This window comes from Methylocapsa palsarum, from assembly GCF_900114285.1.
GTDB lineage: Bacteria > Pseudomonadota > Alphaproteobacteria > Rhizobiales > Beijerinckiaceae > Methylocapsa > Methylocapsa palsarum.
This window is the reverse complement of the sequence record NZ_FOSN01000001.1, coordinates 438,444-455,683: the sequence shown is the minus strand read 5'-3', so window position 1 is coordinate 455,683 and position 17,240 is coordinate 438,444. Positions and strand designations below refer to the sequence as shown.

The 17,240-nt window shown below is 61.2% G+C and carries 16 protein-coding genes; 14 read left to right on the top strand and 2 right to left on the bottom strand.

Going from position 1 to position 17,240, the window contains the following annotated elements:
* Positions 1-78: 78 nt before the first annotated feature.
* Complete coding sequence (locus BM177_RS02185; RefSeq protein WP_091676850.1) at positions 79-549, bottom strand: tRNA (cytidine(34)-2'-O)-methyltransferase; 471 nt, start codon at positions 547-549, stop codon at positions 79-81.
* A 238-nt stretch (positions 550-787) separates the two neighbouring features.
* On the opposite strand from BM177_RS02185, the gene petA reads away from it, so the two are divergent.
* From petA to BM177_RS02110, 14 genes are all read left to right on the top strand, one after another.
* Positions 788-1,309, top strand: coding sequence for a ubiquinol-cytochrome c reductase iron-sulfur subunit (petA, locus tag BM177_RS02175; protein ID WP_091676843.1), 522 nt, complete (start codon positions 788-790; stop codon positions 1,307-1,309).
* Positions 1,310-1,387: 78 nt separating this feature from the next.
* A complete protein-coding gene (locus BM177_RS02170) occupies positions 1,388-2,656 on the top strand; it encodes a cytochrome b (RefSeq protein WP_091676839.1) in 1,269 nt (422 codons plus the stop codon).
* 34 nt (positions 2,657-2,690) lie between these two features.
* Positions 2,691-3,518 carry a cytochrome c1 gene (locus tag BM177_RS02165; RefSeq protein WP_175492458.1) on the top strand — a complete coding sequence of 276 codons (828 nt, stop codon included), beginning with the start codon at positions 2,691-2,693 and terminating at the stop codon, positions 3,516-3,518.
* Between the two features lie 148 nt (positions 3,519-3,666).
* Positions 3,667-5,403 carry a lysine--tRNA ligase gene (locus BM177_RS02160; RefSeq protein ID WP_091676834.1) on the top strand — a complete coding sequence of 579 codons (1,737 nt, stop codon included), beginning with the start codon at positions 3,667-3,669 and terminating at the stop codon, positions 5,401-5,403.
* 25 nt (positions 5,404-5,428) lie between these two features.
* Entirely contained in the window at positions 5,429-5,773 is a 345-nt protein-coding gene (locus tag BM177_RS02155) for a DUF952 domain-containing protein (RefSeq protein WP_091677522.1), read from the top strand.
* A gap of 73 nt (positions 5,774-5,846) precedes the next feature.
* Positions 5,847-6,950 (top strand): quinone-dependent dihydroorotate dehydrogenase, encoded by a 1,104-nt coding sequence (locus BM177_RS02150; RefSeq protein WP_091676830.1) that lies wholly within the window; start codon positions 5,847-5,849, stop codon positions 6,948-6,950.
* Positions 6,951-7,096: 146 nt separating this feature from the next.
* Complete coding sequence (locus BM177_RS02145; RefSeq protein WP_091676825.1) at positions 7,097-7,753, top strand: copper chaperone PCu(A)C; 657 nt, start codon at positions 7,097-7,099, stop codon at positions 7,751-7,753.
* A 239-nt stretch (positions 7,754-7,992) separates the two neighbouring features.
* The gene (rpsM, locus tag BM177_RS02140) at positions 7,993-8,361 is read left to right on the top strand and encodes a 30S ribosomal protein S13 (RefSeq protein WP_091676821.1); all 369 of its coding nucleotides are present in this window, start codon (positions 7,993-7,995) and stop codon (positions 8,359-8,361) included.
* Between the two features lie 114 nt (positions 8,362-8,475).
* Positions 8,476-8,865: a 30S ribosomal protein S11 gene (gene rpsK, locus BM177_RS02135; protein ID WP_091676816.1), complete on the top strand. Its 390-nt coding sequence runs from the start codon at positions 8,476-8,478 to the stop codon at positions 8,863-8,865.
* Between the two features lie 92 nt (positions 8,866-8,957).
* Positions 8,958-9,974, top strand: coding sequence for a DNA-directed RNA polymerase subunit alpha (locus BM177_RS02130; protein WP_091676811.1), 1,017 nt, complete (start codon positions 8,958-8,960; stop codon positions 9,972-9,974).
* Between the two features lie 205 nt (positions 9,975-10,179).
* Positions 10,180-10,599 (top strand): 50S ribosomal protein L17, encoded by a 420-nt coding sequence (gene rplQ / locus BM177_RS02125; protein ID WP_091676806.1) that lies wholly within the window; start codon positions 10,180-10,182, stop codon positions 10,597-10,599.
* Between the two features lie 34 nt (positions 10,600-10,633).
* The gene (locus tag BM177_RS02120) at positions 10,634-12,052 is read left to right on the top strand and encodes a Do family serine endopeptidase (protein WP_091676801.1); all 1,419 of its coding nucleotides are present in this window, start codon (positions 10,634-10,636) and stop codon (positions 12,050-12,052) included.
* Positions 12,053-12,263: 211 nt separating this feature from the next.
* Positions 12,264-14,447 (top strand): hypothetical protein, encoded by a 2,184-nt coding sequence (locus BM177_RS02115; RefSeq protein ID WP_139223476.1) that lies wholly within the window; start codon positions 12,264-12,266, stop codon positions 14,445-14,447.
* A 163-nt stretch (positions 14,448-14,610) separates the two neighbouring features.
* The gene (locus tag BM177_RS02110) at positions 14,611-14,790 is read left to right on the top strand and encodes a hypothetical protein (RefSeq protein ID WP_139223475.1); all 180 of its coding nucleotides are present in this window, start codon (positions 14,611-14,613) and stop codon (positions 14,788-14,790) included.
* 16 nt (positions 14,791-14,806) lie between these two features.
* Here BM177_RS02110 and BM177_RS02105 read toward each other — a convergent pair whose 3' ends face one another.
* Positions 14,807-17,083 (bottom strand): TonB-dependent siderophore receptor, encoded by a 2,277-nt coding sequence (locus BM177_RS02105; protein WP_091676788.1) that lies wholly within the window; start codon positions 17,081-17,083, stop codon positions 14,807-14,809.
* Positions 17,084-17,240 lie beyond the last annotated feature (157 nt).

Sequence of the window (17,240 nt, the reverse complement as noted above, 5' to 3'; positions counted from 1 at the left end):
TTCAAGCGCGCCCTCGTCTGCGCGGCCCCGGTCAGTGGAGAAAGGTTACGAAAAAGTTAACCGTCTTTCTGTGCGGGCTCACACCCGGCCCAATTGGCGCAACGCCTCCCCCGCGACCATGGCGGCGGCGACCGCAACGTTCAGGGAGCGCATTTCGTTTTTCAGGGGAATGACGATTTGGGCGTCGGCGGCCTGGCGCACCTCCTCGGGGACGCCCGCGGACTCGCGGCCAACGAGGAGAATGTCGCCCTCCGCGAATTCGAAGTCTGTGTAGGAGAGGCGCGCCTTGGTGGAGAGCAGCACAAGGCGCGCCCCGCTTTCGCGCCGCCAGGCTTCGAAGGCGGACCAAGAGGGATGACGCCCGAGGCGGACATGATCGAGGTAATCCATGCCGGCGCGGCGAAAATGCCGGTCCGTCGTCGGAAACCCCGTGGGCTCGATGATCGCCGCGGCAAGGCCAAGGCAGGCGCACATGCGCAGCATCGTCCCCGTATTCTGCGGAATGTCGGGCTGATAGAGCGCAAGAGTCAGCGGCGCGTCAGGTCGCATGGCGGGCCGCGGACGCCTCAAGGCGCGATCGAGGAATGGCCTTCGTCTTGCGAACCGCTCCAATCGAAGCAGGCGAGGAACCGTGCTGGACTTTGGAGAACGGATCTTGCAAGGAAATGCCCAGGCTGGAGGATCGCCGATTGAGGCGAAGCGTCACGCCGTTGGACAATGCTATTGATTCTTTCGCGGCGCTTGAATAGGTCGTAAACGCGGCGACACGCTGAAGCTAGAGGGTTGAATGACAGCCAGCACAACGGTCGAAGAACCAACCCGGCGGGATTTTCTCTATATCGCAACTGGCGCCGTCGGCGTCGTGGGGGCCGGATTCGCGGTTTGGCCGTTCCTGAGCCAGATGAGCCCCGACGCGACGACCCTCGCCGCCGCTTCGCTCGACGTCGACATCAGCGGCGTCGCGGTGGGACAGATCATCACCGTCAAATGGCGGGGCAAACCGGTGTTCATCTCGCACCGAACTCCGCCGGAAATCGAAGCCGCGCAAAATGTCTCTTTGAAGGAATTGCCCGACCCCGCGTCGGACGAATCCCGGGTGCAAAAGCCCGAATGGCTGGTCGTCATCGGCATCTGCACGCATCTTGGCTGCGTTCCGATCGGAAACGAGGGGCCGTATCACGGGTTTTTCTGCCCCTGCCATGGTTCGGTCTACGACACCTCCGGGCGGATCCGGCAAGGACCGGCGCCTTACAACCTTGCGGTTCCTCCCTATCGTTTCGCGAGCGACACCAAAATCTCCATCGGCTAGGCTTCACGCACGAGGCGCCGGCGGGATAGCCGGAGCGTCAGGCTCGCGAAACCAGCCCCTGCCAGCAGAGACCAGAGCATGAGCGGACATCCGACCTACGTCCCGAAAAGCGCGGCGGCCAAATGGCTTGAAAGCCGATTGCCAATCCTGGGGCTCGCGCATTCGTCCTTCGTCGTGTTCCCTAATCCCCGCAATCTCAATTATTGGTGGACCTTCGGCGGCATTCTGGCCTTCATGCTGGTGGCGCAGATCGCCACCGGCGTCGTCCTCGTCATGCATTACACGCCGCAATCGTCGCTCGCCTTCGCCTCGGTCGAGCACATCATGCGCGACGTGAACTACGGCTGGCTGTTCCGCTACGCCCATGCGAACGGCGCCTCGATGTTTTTCCTCGCGCTCTATATTCACATGTTCCGGGGCCTTTACTACGGCTCCTATAAAGCGCCGCGGGAAGTGCTCTGGATTCTTGGCTGCATTATTTTCGTCATGGCGGTGGCGACGGCGTTCATGGGCTACGTGCTGCCCTGGGGCCAGATGAGTTTCTGGGGCGCGACGGTCATCACCAGCCTGTTTTCGGCGATTCCTTTCGTCGGCGATCAGATCACGATCTGGCTGTGGGGCGGCTACGCCGTCGACAACGCCACCCTCAACCGCTTTTTCTCGCTGCATTATCTGCTGCCTTTCATGATCCTGGGCGTGGTCATCCTCCACATCTGGGCGCTGCACGTCCCCGGCTCCAACAATCCGGCCGGAATCGAGCCGCAAAGCGAGAAGGACACCCTGCCCTTCCATCCCTATTTCACCATCAAGGACGGGTTCGCGGTCGTCTGTTTCATGATTTTCTATTTCTGGTTCGTGTTCTACGTTCCGAACTACCTTGGCGACGCCGACAATTACATCGAAGCCAATCCGTTGCAGACGCCGGTCCACATCGTGCCGGAATGGTATTACCTGCCGTTCTACGCGATCTTGCGGTCGATCCCCTCGAAGCTCGGCGGAACCGCGCTCATGTTCGCGGCGGTCCTGATCCCCGCGTTCCTGCCCTGGCTCGACACGTCCAAGGTGAAGTCGGCGGCGTACCGGCCATTATACAAGATTTTCTTCTGGCTGTTCGTCGCCTGCGTCCTGGGGCTTGGGTATTGCGGCTCAAAACCGCCGGAAGGAATTTACGTTGTCGCGTCGCGTCTGCTGGCCATCTATTATTTCCTTCACTTCCTGGTCATTCTGCCGCTCCTTGGTCAATACGAGAAAACCCGCCCCTTGCCGGCTTCCATTTTCGAATCGGTGCTTGGCGAGCGCGGAAAACACCTGGCCGCAGGGGCCAAGCCGCTGCAACCCGGCGAATAGAGCGAGGCGATTGATGCCACAGGGGAATAAAGTCATGAGGCTTCGCTCTCTTATTGCGGGCGGTCTGGCCGCCGCGACGCTCTGTGTCGCGCCCATCGCATCGGCGCAGGAGGAGCACGTCAAACCGGCGCGCCAGGACTGGAGCTTCTACGGCCCGTTCGGCAAATACGACCAGGCGCAGCTGCAACGCGGGTTCCAGGTCTTCCGCGAGGTCTGCTCGAACTGCCATTCGCTCAAGTCAATCGCCTTCCGCGACCTCATTGCGCCCGGCGGCCCCGCCTTCTCGGAAGCGCAGATCAAGGCGCTCGCCGCGACCTACAAGATCAAGGACGGCCCCAACGAAGCAGGCGAAATGTATGAACGGCCGGGGGTTCTCTCCGACTATTTCCCGTGGAACTTTCCCAATGCGCAGGCGGCGCGCGCCGCCCTCAACGCGGTTCCGCCGGACCTCTCGGTCATCGCCAAGGCGCGCGGCTACGAGCGCGGATTTCCGCTCTTTCTGATCGACCCGATCATCCAATATCAGGAGCAGGGGCCCGACTATATCTACGCCTTGCTCACCGGATACACCCATGCCGACGATCCGTTCTGGGACGAATTCATGCCCGGCCACAAGATCGCGATGCCCATGCCGCTCAGCGACGGCGCCGTCGATTACACCGACGGCTCGCCCAAAACCGTGAAGCAATACGCCAAGGACGTGACCGCCTTTCTGATGTGGGCGGCCGAACCGAAGCTCGAGGAGCGCAAGCGGCTCGGCTTTCGCGTCCTGAGCTTTCTCGCGGTCTTCGCGGTCCTGCTTTATTTCGTGAAGCGGAAGATCTGGGCGAGCGTCCATTCCGACGCCGGAGCCGAACACTGAGGCTCCAGCGCGCCTGACGCGGCGCATTTGGAGCCTGACCCGCCGCCGCGGCGCGATCGAGCGGGCGGCGTTGATTGACGCATGGCCCGGCGCTTCTTATCGTCCGCGCTCGCGGTCCATGCGCCGCATTTACCCACTTTTCCAGGACATGCCGGTGCCGTCCGCAGAGACTTCCGCCCTGAACCTGTCCGCCGCGGCGCGGACGGAGCTATCGCCTTTGTTTGCCGAGGCGGCTGGCAAGTCCGTCGCCTGGCCATTCGAGGAGGCGCGCAAGATCGTCCGCCGGGTCGAGGCGAGCGGACAGAAAGAAGTGCTGTTCGAGACGGGCTACGGCCCTTCGGGTCTGCCGCATATCGGCACCTTCGGCGAGGTTGCGCGCACGACCATGGTCCGGCACGCGTTCCGGATCCTGACCGGCGACCGGATCAAGACGAGGCTGCTCGCCTTTTCCGACGACATGGACGGGCTTCGCAAAGTGCCCGATAATATTCCGAACAAGGAGATGGTCGCCGCCCATCTCGGCAAGCCGCTGACGCAGGTGCCAGATCCTTTTGGCACGCATGCGAGCTTTGGCGCGCACAACAACGCGCGGCTGCGGGCGTTTCTCGATCAGTTCGGGTTCGATTATGAATTCGCCTCCTCGACCGATTATTACACGTCGGGCCGTTTCGACGCCGCCCTGCTGCACCTTCTGGCGCGCTATGAGGCTGTGATGGCGATCATGCTGCCCTCGTTCCGGCAGGAACGGGCCGCAACTTATTCGCCGTTTCTGCCGATCCATCCGCACACCGGCGTCGTGATGCAGGTTCCGATCGAGGCGATCGACGCGCAGGCCGGAACGATCGCCTGGAGCGATCCCGAGACCAGGGAGCATTTCATCACTCCCGTCACCGGCGGCAGGACTAAGCTGCAATGGAAGCCTGACTGGGCGATGCGCTGGGTCGCGCTCAATGTCGATTACGAGATGGCGGGCAAGGATCTGATCGAATCGGTCAAGCTCTCGGGGGCGATCGCGCGCGCGCTCGGCGGCGCGCCGCCGGAGGGGTTCAACTACGAATTGTTCCTCGACGAGAACGGCCAGAAGATCTCCAAATCGAAGGGCAACGGCCTGACGATCGAGGATTGGCTGACCTACGCCAGCCCGGAGAGCCTCTCTTTGTTCATGTATCAGAAGCCGTCGGCGGCCAAACGCCTCTATTTCGACGTGATCCCGCGCACAGTCGACGATTATCTGAATTTTCTCGAAGCCTACCCGCGCCAGGACGACAAGAACCGGCTCGGAAACCCCGTCTGGCATATCCATTCCGGCGAGCCTCCGGCGCCCGAACTCCTGCGCAAGGACGGGCAGGGAACCGCAATCTCGTTCAGCATGCTTTTGAACCTCGCCGCCGTGGCGAACAGCGAAGACCCGGCGGTCCTGTGGGGATTTCTGCGCCGCTACGCGCCCGACGTTTCGCCCGCGACGCACCCCCGCCTCGACAGGCTGGTCTCCTACGCCGTGCGCTATTTCCGCGATTTTGTGCGCCCGGCCAAGGTCTATCGCCAGCCTGACGAGATCGAACGCGAGGCCTTGGGCCTTTTGTCTTCGATGCTGGCGGACCTGCCGGAACCGGTCAGCGCCGAAGAGATCCAGACCGCGCTCTACGATGTCGCGCGGGCCATCCCCCGATATCAGCACTTGCAGGCCAAAGGCGCGACGCCGGAGCGGCCCGGCGTTTCGAACGACTGGTTCAATATGCTCTATGCGGTGCTGCTCGGCGAGAGCCGCGGCCCTCGTTTCGGCTCATTCGTGGCGCTTTACGGCGTCAAGGAGACGATGGCGCTGATCGCCTCGGCGCTGAGCGGCGAACTCGCGCGCGACCATGTGGCTTTCCGGGTCCAATGATGACGCCGCCCGGCGGAGGCTCAACATGACCTTGATCTTCAAAATCGCTCCGGCGTCCTTGTGGCGCAAAGCCGAGGACAGCGGCCGGTTCGACGGAGCGCCGTTCGACATTGCGGACGGGTTCATCCACTTTTCGACCGCCGAACAGGTCGAGGAGACCGCTGCGAAATATTTCTCCGGCCAGGAGGGCCTTGTCCTGATCGCGGTGGACGCCACGGTCCTCGGCGAAGCGCTGCGATTCGAGCCCTCGCGCGGCGGGGCATTGTTTCCGCATCTTTACGGATATCTGCCACATAACTCAGTGAAATGGGTGAAGCCTCTGCGGCTCCTGCCCGGCGGCGGACATGATTTCGAAGGGCTGCTGCAATAGGCGCTTCTTCCAATGCCCTCGGGCGGGCTCGCGACGATAATCCCTCCCGCCCCTCTTTCCGGAGATTGCCTGAATGATCGGCTTTCTGGACGGGGTCTCGCGTCCGGTGCTGTCCGCGCTCGATCCCGAGACGGCGCACGCCCTCGTCATCAAGGCGCTGCCGCTGCTCCCCCGCTTCGCTCCAGCCGCCGCTCGCGACGATCCCCGCCTCAGCGTCCGCGCGTTCGGCTTGGACTTTCCTAATCCGATCGGGTTCGCGGCGGGGTTCGACAAGAACGCCGCCGTGGTCGACGCCGCCCTGCATCTTGGCGCGGGCTTCACCGAAGTCGGCACGATCACGCCGTTGCCTCAGCCCGGCAATCCGCGCCCGCGCCTGTTTCGGCTGCGTCGCGACGAAGCGGTGATCAACGCGCTCGGGTTTCCCAGCGAAGGACATGCCGCAGTCCGCGCCCGGCTGCAAAAACGCGGGCGCCGGCCGGGCGTCGTCGGCGTCAACATCGGCGCCAACAAGGACTCGTCCGACCGCGTGGAGGATTACGCGCAGGGGATCCGGGCGCTGGCGGACGCCGCGGATTATTTCACGGTCAATGTTTCATCGCCGAACACCCCCGGATTGCGCGATCTGCAGCGCGCCGGGGCGCTCGACGATTTGCTCGCCCGCGTTCTCGACGCCCGCGACGCCGCGGCCGGGCGGTTGGGCCGCAAGCCCGTCCTGGTGAAGATCTCGCCCGATCTGACGCTCGACGAACTCGACGACGTCGTCGCCTGCGCCAGAGCCCGCGCCATCGACGGCCTAATCGTCTCCAACACCACGCTGTCGCGGCCCGCGTCGCTGAGGGAAACCGCCCTGGCGCAGAAATCCGGCGGTCTTTCGGGCCGCCCCCTGTTTGCGCTTTCAACCCAAATGCTGGCTGCAACCTTTATAAGGGTCGAGCGGCAGTTTCCGCTGATCGGCGCTGGCGGCGTCGACGGCGCGCAAGCCGCCTGGGCCAAGATCGAGGCCGGGGCGAATCTGGTCCAGATCTATTCCGCCTTCGTCTTCAAGGGACTACACCTCCTTGGCGCGATCAAACACGGCCTTGCCTCGCGGATGGAGAAGGCGGGCTATTCCGGCCTCGCCGAGGCGACCGGCGCCCTGGCGCCGGATTGGGCGGCCGGCCGGGCGGCTCTCGAATAAGGCTCCCTTCAAAGGACAAAACGCGAGACGGAGTTGATTTATCTTCGCTTTGGCGGCAGGCTCCGCGCCATAACAGCGCCCTAGCGCGGACAGGGCTGACAGGGCGGGAACGTGCCGACAGATTCCATTTGTCAGGAAAGGCTCCAATGCCGCTCCTTCTGGCGCGCGTTATGATCCTCGCTGTTGCGCGCGCGCTGCTTTTGCTGGCCGCGATGGGATCGCCCGCCCCGGCGACAAATTTCGTCCTTTTCGCCGGCCCTCTAGAGCGCTTTCCGGCCGAATGTGATCATTCAGTCGATCAGAAATCGCTCCGGATTCAAAAATATGAGCATATTCTTGTCGATTGGGTTGATTCGCTCCATTCGGTATATGCTCTAGAGGCCGCTGATGAGGCGAAATCCTACAGAGTGGGCGATCTCGTCGTCGTCCGTCCCTGGTCCCGGCCGACTCCAGGCGGAGCGAAAGTCGTCGCGGGCTATATGCTGATCAAAAACACCGGCGCTTCTTCCGATAGACTCGTCGGAGGATCGACGCCGATCGCGGGACGCTTCGAGATTCACGCCTCGGCGCTTACCGATGGCGTCATGCGGATGCGCCGGATCGTCGACGGGATTGAAATCCCTCCCGGCGAAACCGTGATCTTTAAACCTGGCGGAAAGCATCTGATGCTGGGGGATTTGACCTCGGCCGTGGAGGACGGGGAGCCTTTCCCGGCGACATTGATCTTTGAAAAAGCGGGTCCGGTGACGGTGGAATTTTCCGTCGGCGCGCCGATCGAGACCGGGGACGACGCCGCGCCGTGACCCCTTTGCTCGACATCCGCTCAACAAAGCTGGTTCCGGGGAGTTGACGCCGCCGCCATGATAGGCTAACCGAACTGCTTCATCCTGAGACGAGCGCATCCGGAAGGCGTATTTTCGCCTCCGCGGATCTTTTGTTGTTCGGGCGTCTCGCAAGGGCCGGCCTCCACCGGACGCGAGACATCAACTTTAGCTTCCGCCCGCGCTCCTGTTCCGCGCCGGCGTTTACATGGAGAATTGGTTTGGCTCGTATCGCCGGCGTCAATATTCCGACCAACAAACGCGTGGTCATCGCCCTTCAGTATATCCATGGCATCGGCCCGAAAAAGGCCGAGGAATTGTGCCAGAAGGTCAATATTCCACCCGAGCGCCGCGTTTCCGAAATGACGGACGCGGAAATCCTGCAGATCCGCGAGACGATCGACCGGGATTATATCGTCGAAGGCGATCTTCGCCGCGAAGTGGCGATCAATATCAAGCGCCTGATGGACCTTGGCTGCTATCGCGGCCTGCGCCATCGCCGGCAATTGCCCGTCCGCGGCCAGCGCACCCATACCAATGCGCGCACCCGCAAAGGTAAAGCCAAGCCCATCGCGGGCAAGAAGAAGTAGGCCGTTCCGGCGGCAACTCGAGGGCGCGCCCGGCGCGCCCGATTCCCACGGCGCTTCGTCAGCGCCGGCTATCCCCAGCGCCTGGCATGACGGGCGTGTTCGAAGGACCAGAGAATGGCAAAAGAAGCTACCCGCGTTCGCCGCCGCGAGCGCAAAAATATCGTTTCGGGCGTCGCGCACGTCAATTCGACCTTCAACAATACGATGATCACAATCTCCGACGCCCAGGGCAATACGATCTCCTGGTCTTCGGCGGGAACCATGGGCTTCAAGGGCTCGCGCAAATCGACCCCCTACGCCGCTCAGATGGCGGCCGAGGATTGCGCCCGGAAAGCGGCCGAACACGGCATGCGCACCCTCGAGGTCGAGGTGTCGGGGCCGGGATCGGGACGCGAATCCGCGCTGCGCGCCCTGCAGGCGGCGGGCTTCACCGTGACTTCGATCCGCGACGTCACGCCGATCCCGCACAACGGCTGCCGTCCCCGCAAGCGGCGGCGCGTCTAGGCCTCGTCAGTGTCTCTTCGTCGTATTCATTCGCTCATTCGGCTCATCGGGCCAGGCGCTCCGGCGCCTTTGCATCAAGGAAGGCTGCATTTGTGATTCAGAAGAACTGGCAGGAGCTCATCAAGCCGAACAAGCTCGAAATCACATCGGGCGACGATCCCAAGCGCATGGCGACCGTCGTGGCCGAGCCGCTCGAGCGCGGGTTCGGCCTTACCCTGGGCAATTCGCTTCGCCGCATTCTGTTGTCGTCGCTGCAAGGCGCCGCGATCACCTCCGTCCATATCGACGGCGTCCTGCACGAGTTCTCCTCGATCCCGGGGGTGCGCGAGGACGTGACCGACATAGTCCTGAACATCAAGGACATCGCCATCAAGATGCCGGGCGACGGCCCCAAACGCCTGGTGCTGAAGAAACAGGGACCCGGCAAGGTCACCGCCGGAGACATCGGCACGGTCGGCGACATCTCGATCCTCAATCCCGGCCTTGTCATCTGCACCCTCGACGAAGGCGCCGAGATCCGGATGGAATTCACCGTCAATTCCGGCAAGGGCTATGTCGCGGCTGACCGCAACCGCGCGGAGGACGCCCCGATCGGCCTCATTCCGATCGATAGCCTTTACTCTCCGGTCAAGAAGGTCAGCTACCGGGTCGAAAACACCCGCGAGGGACAAATCCTCGACTATGACAAGCTGACGCTTCAGATCGAGACCAATGGCGCCTTGTCGCCGGAAGACGCCGTGGCCTATTCCGCCCGCATCCTACAGGACCAGCTCAATGTGTTCGTCAATTTCGAGGAGCCGCGCCGCGTCGAGCTGACGCCGTCGATTCCCGAACTTGCGTTCAATCCAGCCCTGCTCAAGAAAGTCGACGAACTGGAATTGTCGGTGCGTTCGGCCAATTGCCTGAAGAACGACAACATCGTCTATATCGGCGACCTCATTCAGAAGAGCGAGGCCGAAATGCTTCGCACGCCGAACTTTGGGCGCAAATCCTTGAACGAAATCAAGGAGGTTCTGGCTCAGATGGGCCTTCACCTCGGCATGGACGTGACCGGCTGGCCGCCGGATAATATCGATGAACTGGCCAAACGTTTCGAGGAACATTACTAGAGCGCTTTCCGATTGCATGAAGTCATGCGATCGATCAGATCGCTCCTGAGTCAAAAGCTTGAGCATAGTCTTCTCAATCGGATTGTTTCAATCCGATCGGAATATGCTCTAGACGTCGAAAGACCCCTTCAGGACGCTTCCTGCGGGAGCGGATAAGGGAACGGCCGTACCTTGGCACGGCGGCCGCAAAACAACGGAGACAGCCATGTATCACGGACACGCGAAACGCCGGTTTGGCCGCACCCACGAACACCGCAAGGCGATGTTCGCGAACATGTGCCAAGCGCTGATCAAGCACGAACAGATCGTCACCACGCTGCCGAAGGCGAAGGATCTTCGCCCCGTCGTCGAGAAGCTGGTCACGCTTGGCAAACGCGGCGATCTGCATGCGCGTCGCCAGGCCATCGCCCAGATCAAGGACGTCGCCCTGGTCGGCAAGCTGTTCGCGGTTCTTGCGCCGCGCTATGCGGAGCGCCATGGCGGCTATACCCGCGTGCTAAAGGCCGGTTTCCGCTATGGCGACAATGCGCCGATGGCGGTAATCGAGTTCGTTGACCGCGACGTCAGCGCCAAGGGCAAGGATTCCGGTCCGGTGATCGTCGCCGAGGAAGACGCCGCGGCCTAAGTCGCTTTCCAACACCCACCGATCGGGGCGAGCCATGAACACGAGCCGCGCGCAGGTTTTTGGGGCCATTGCGGCGATCGTGGCCTTTGCCCTGCCCGCCGGCGACAGCGGGGCGCAGGCCGTGCGCCAGATCCCCGAGTCGCGCGGCGACGTCCTCCTGTCGTTCGCGCCGGTGGTCAAGAAAGCGCAACCCGCGGTCGTCAACGTCTACGCGTCCCGCACGGAGAAGCGGCCCCGCAATCCGCTGTTCGACGATCCGATTTTCCGGCGATTCTTCGGCGAGGACGGAAACTCCCACCCCGGAGGCCCGACGGCGCAATCCCTGGGCTCCGGCGTCCTGGTCGATCCCTCGGGACTCGTGGTGACGAATTATCACGTCGTCGAGGGCATGACCGTCGTCAAGGTCGCGCTCTCTGACAAACGCGAGTTCGACGCCGAGATCATCTTGCGTGACCAGCGCACCGACCTCGTCGTGCTGAAGCTGAAGGGCGGGGCGAGTTTTCCGGTGCTCGATCTTGGCGATTCCGACGCCATCGACGTCGGCGACATCGTTCTGGCGATCGGCAATCCATTCGGGGTCGGACAGACCGTCACACAAGGCATCGTTTCCGCTCTGGCGCGCACCCAGGCGGGGATTTCGAGTTCGGGCTATTTCGTCCAGACCGACGCGGCGATCAATCCGGGCAATTCCGGCGGAGCGCTGGTCGACATGCGCTCCAAGCTCGTCGGCATCAATTCGGCGATTTATTCCCAGTCGGGCGGATCAGTCGGCATCGGCTTCGCCATTCCCGTCAATATGGTGAAAGTGGTTCTCGCCGCCGCCAAGAGCGGCGGACAGATCCGGCGCCCCTGGCTTGGCGCGAGCCTGCAACACGTGTCGCGCGACATCGCCGATTCGCTTGGTCTCGACAGGCCCTCCGGCGCGCTGGTCGCTGACGTATCGTCAGGCGGTCCCGCCGCCGACGCCGGCCTGAAGCGCGGCGACATTATCACCGCCATTGACGGCCAGAACATCGATGATCCCGAGGGCCTCGGCTACCGGCTGGCGACGAAACCGCTGGGGGGAAACGCCGGTTTCGCGCTGCTGCGTTCCGGCCAGCCGGTCAAGGCTTCGGTGAAGCTGATCCCCGCTCCCGAGACCCCGCCCCGCGATCCCATCACGCTCAAGGGCGGCTCTCCGTTTGCCGGCGCGACCGCAGTCAACCTGTCGCCTGCCGTGATTGAAGAATTGTCGGTCGAGGGCGCCAGCGAAGGCGTCGTCATCGCTGAAATCGAGGACGGCTCGCCAGCGGCGACAGTCAATTTCAAGAAAGGCGACATCGTCCTCGCGGTGAATGACCAGAAAATCAGGACGACCCGCGACCTCGAGCGCGCGGCGAGCGGCAGAGCCGCCTACTGGAAGCTCACGATCGGCCGCGGCGGCGAGGTCGTGACGACAATGATCGGCGGCTAGCCGCCGATTGGGCCCGCCTTCGGCGGCTCGTTACGAACAGGCGCCCGCGTTGACGCGGAGCTGCCGCTAGTTCACAATTATCAAAAAATGATTGGCGAATCTTATCAGCCAAGAATGTCGGCTGCCAGGCCGCGTTCGGGCCCTGTCCGACATTCCCGCCTGCAAGTCTTCCCGCCGCCTGCAAGACTTCCCGCCTGTCGAGGAAATGACCATGACGACAAAATCCCTGGGCTATTGCGGCGCCGATCCCGTTCCGAGCCGCGCGGGGCGCCGGCTGTTTCTGGCGGCTTTCATCGCGGCGGGCGCCTATTGCTCCGCGACAGATGTTCGAGCGCAAAGCTACGTGCCTTCAACGATCAGCTTTCAGGATCTCTCAGGCGCGCCGCTCGTTTGCGTGATTGGCTCCAGCATCGACGCGTCCCCCGCCAACCCCCCTGCAGCCCCCGGCGCATATTATCTCACTCAACCGACAGGAGCCGGTTCGGGCACGGGCCAATGGACCCTCGCCGGCGTCTCGAATGTCGTGCAAGCGATCCAGATCGGCGGCGCGAGCGGCGTCAGCGGCTTCACGACCGAGCCGAGCGGCCAACCCTATATAAATTCGGCTAATCTGTCCATTTACGTCATTAAAACTGTGCCCGTGGGTTTTTCGTGCGCCAATATTACTTATACAATGGATAACTTGGGAAATTTTCAACGGCCTCTGGTCAATTTTCCTTCCGGCGTTGTCGAGGCGACAGTCTGGCAGACCAGCGTAAACAGTATTCCCTCGCCAGTATTGACCCTGGATACTTCAAACGTCGACAGTTTCGAAATTCCATTGACGATAACCTTGTCCCAGGGATCGACCACCCTGGGCAAGCTCGGAAATCCCGACGGGTCAAGCACTTTCACCCGGCAAACAATGATCACCGGGCCTCAAGACGCAGGGGGCTCGACATCGCCATTCGTCACCTGGCTGAAAACTCAGCCCGTTGGCGGCGCCCCTACCAGTTTCCAGAATCTGGCTCTCGCCGCGTGGCCCGCGACCCCGTCGCGGACGACCCCGCAATATCCCTTCGCGTCAATCATCTCGCCCAACGACTATCTGAATATACGATGCCTGGTGAGCGGCAACAACCAGCCGAATATTCCAAGCAATTGCACTCTGAACGGCGATATGGCGAATTGGTACGACCCGCTCAATTCATATTACGAGAAGGAGATTTCAAGTTTTTTCAAAAATGCATATTCCGCGGGAAATTACGCTCTGGTCGTCATGGGAGATAACGGAACGCCTACGGCGCCGGACGCAAGCCCGTCGATCCCGGAGCAACCCTGGACAGTGACCGGCAATACAAGCTGCCCGGCTTACCTGAAACCCGACTCCCAATCGATTGTCTTTACCGGCTCGGTGAGCACGACAACCAAGATCGTGCTTTGCAACCCCGTGGGTCAGGTCGTGAATTTTCCGTCGACCGGAATTCCGGCCTCCTCAATTCATAAAGCGACAAGCGTCCCCGGCTCTGTCCAGACCTATACGATTGACCTGACGCAAGCAGAATACGCTCAATTCAGCCAATATAAGGGCTGGTATTTCGGTCAACCGTCGACGGGATGGGTTGGGCAGATAACCGGAATGAAACTGCTTATGAGGGGGACCAGACCCGGCTATCAGATGGCGCTCAATGTGATCCAGGGCCCCTCAACGACGCAGACCACGGCGACCCCCTGCGTCTTTCAAACCCTAACTCCCTGCCCTTCCCCGAATCCATCGTTCACAGAATGGGTGTTCAGCAATATTTCCTGGACGACAAATAACAAATGGTCCGAGACGCCCAGCCAGATGGTTTTCGCCAATGACGGCGCGTTCGCCTCATGGGATTATTACAATGGCAACACCTCCCTTGCGAAAGTCGCCAGAAGCATTCAACGGAATATTGTCAACGCGTTTAGCCGCGGAATTGCAAACTGCAACAACGTTACAATGAACCCTGCGAACAAAAAGAGCATTCGCACCGGCCTTTGTTCGCAGGTCACCTCCATAATTCTCAAACCGGACGCAGGGCAAACCCCGGGCGGCTTCACGCCTTCCGATCAATACTGGTCAAATGAGGGAAATTGGTATCCGGCGAATGGATACCAGAATTATTATTCGCAATATCTTCATACCGCGCAATTGTCGGGCCACAATATGTTCCGCCCGCCGAACAACCTGATCATGCCGACTTCGCACAGCAATCAGAACTATGTGATGGGTATGGCGTATGGATACGGCTTCGATGAGAATCCGGTCTATATTCCGGGGTCTACGCCGACCTATGGAAACGTCCCGACGAAACTTGACCCGATTCCGAGCGCCTGGTTTGCGACATTGCCTGTGACTGCGACGATTACGATCGGCCCTTACAATTAACCGGCGCCTGGAGCGCTTTCCGATCGCATGAGGTCATGCGATCGATCAGATATCGCTCCAGAGTCAAAAGCTTGAGCATAGTCTTGTCGATTGGAGTGATTCAATCCGATCGGAATATTTGATCGGAGAGACGCCTCGCGTCGGATCGTCGGCTCCGCCGCCATTGAAACGTATCGCCGGCGTGACCCTGCCGGCGACGCATCTCAACGGAACTCAACAGCAGGCATCGGCGCGTCGCGCCACGCTCAGGTGGTCAGGGCGTCAGCCGCTCGCCGCGTTCGTCGCAAAAAGCAAAGACACCGACACCGACGACGAGAAAGGCGTGACCGCCAACCCCGCGTAGCGGTGGACGAGAAAACTCAAAATTCCGCGCGGAGAGAACCCATGACAGTGAATGGCGCGCCGTAGAGGCGGTTGGCTTGCGAAAACGAAGCGGACGGAGCGGCCCGCATATAACCCATCGTGTAATAAGTCACATCGAACAGGTTGGTGACGTTGACTTGCGCCGTGACCTTCGCTTCGTTGAGCTTGAAACTATATGCCGCCATCAAATTCACCGTGGCGTAGCCCGAAAGCATGGCCCGTGTCGGCGTGACGCTGAGGTCGTATCCAACTTGGATAGGCTGCGAGCCGTGGTAGACGACGCCGCCGCCGATCTTCCAGCCCCTCAACTCTTCCTGCTGGAATTCATACGTCGTCCAGAATGTTCCCAGATTACGCGGAACATTCGGCCAGCGTTGGCCAAGATCGCCGTTGTTGCTCCTGACGACGCGGACGTCCTGATTTGCGTAGTTCAAAATCACGTCCCATCCCGGCAGAAGCGTGCCCTGGACGTCGAGTTCAGGGCCCGTGCTGCGCACCGCGCCGGTCACGAGAACATTATTGATGTGAAGAGGATCAGTGGTGGGGACATTGGTCTTGGTCAAAGTGTAATAGTCGGCGGTCGCTCTAAGGCGACCATCGAAGAGTTCGAGCTTGACGCCGCCCTCGACCTGCTGCGCGCCTGTCGGCGGAACTGGCGTATTTGGATAGATGAGCCCCGTATTGGCGCCAAAATTCTCGGCGTAATTGCCGTAGAAGCTGAGCCAATTTTGCGGCCGCCACAACAGACCGAAACGCGGCGTCAAGGCGCTGTTCGTCTGCGGATACGGGTCAGGCGTCAATTCTCCGAGCGTATCCCCCGAAGCAAGCGTTTGGTGGATAAATTGATACCGAGCGCCCGCCATGACGAAAAAATTTAACGGCAATTCGATCTGATCCTGCAGATAGAGACCAGAGGTCAATTGGTTCTGCGTATAGGCGCCCAACGGGATCGACGAGCCTAAATAGGGCGTTCCCGGATGAACGGGATCGAACAGATCAATTTTTGAATAGCCGAGCAAGAAGCTCGACGAATTCGTGATGCGGTTCCCGTAAACGTCTCCGCCGAGCAGCAAGGTATGCTTTATACCGAATGTGTTGATATGCCCGGTTATGTCGACGTTGGTCGAATATGTCGATTGCGTTGTCGGGAGTTGATAATCTGTCCGCCAAACCAGACCGCCGATCGGGCCGAACGGAAGCCGCGAGGTCCAGTCCAGATCCGTGCGGTCATAAGCGATCTGCTGCTTGACCGACCAATCATTGTCGAAATGGTGCGACCAGGTCAGCGCGGCGAACAGATCCTTTTGGACCGCGGGCGAATCCTCGCCATAATTTCTTTTGCGGGTAATGTTCATGAATTGCCCGTTTATGGCGGGATCGTAACCGGTGAACAACTTGCTGCGATTTTCGTCATACTGGGCTTCGAGCTTAACCCACGTGCCGGGATCGATGTTCCATTTGAGCACCGGCGCGATGAAGATATCGGAGGAATTGACGAGATCGACAGGAGAGCCGAATGGCGCAGCGTTGTTCTGGTAGGACATGTTCATCCGATAAAGCCAGGCGCCGTCCTGCGTGACCGGGCCGGTGGCGTCTACCGTCGAGCGATAGTTGGCGAAGGAGCCAATCTGCTGCTGCGCTGAATAATAGGGAGCGTTCAACGGCTCCTTGGTGATGACGTTGACGATGCCGCCCGGTTCGACAAGACCGTAGAGCATGGCCGCTGGTCCCTTGAGCACCTCGATGCTCGACACATTGGCGAGCTGCGTGGTGGAGACGCCGTCGATGACGCTTGTGCCATTGTCGATGCGGAAACCGTCTCGGTAGCGGGTCGTACTTGGAAATCCTCGAATGACGACCTGATTGTAGGGAGTGCCGTTGCCGAGCGCGCCGCCGCCCGTGACCGTGACGCCGCTGACGTTCTGCAGCGCCTGTTCAAGTGTGACCGCCTGCTGGTCGCGCAGCACCTGCTGGGTGATGACCTGGACGTTCAGCGGCGTGTTCATGACCGGAGTGTCTGTCTTGACGGCTGTCGTCGCGTCCTCAAGAACATAGGTCGTGTTGAAGGGATCTTGCGCCGGGCCCGCGCCGCCAAAGCCGCCAGGCCCACCGCCTCCGCCGCTAGCGCCGACGGGACTGGCTGCGCTCACTTCCGGCAGGTCGACGGCGCCCGAATCGAACGGGGCCGCTGCGTCGCTTTGAGCGAGCGCCGAGGAGGAGGCGACGACCAGCGCAAGCGCGCCGGCGTTTGAGAAGAGTTCGCGGCGCGCCATAAAAGTCTCCCGAGTGACGTGCGTCAGGCGTAGCGCGGCGGAAGGCCGGCGAAGAGCCCGTTCTTGTTCGAGAGGCGGAGTAACATGGACGATCTCACCGCTTTCTAACGCTGTCTTACGCGAATCTGTCGCGGCGATTTATGGATGAACCGTTGCT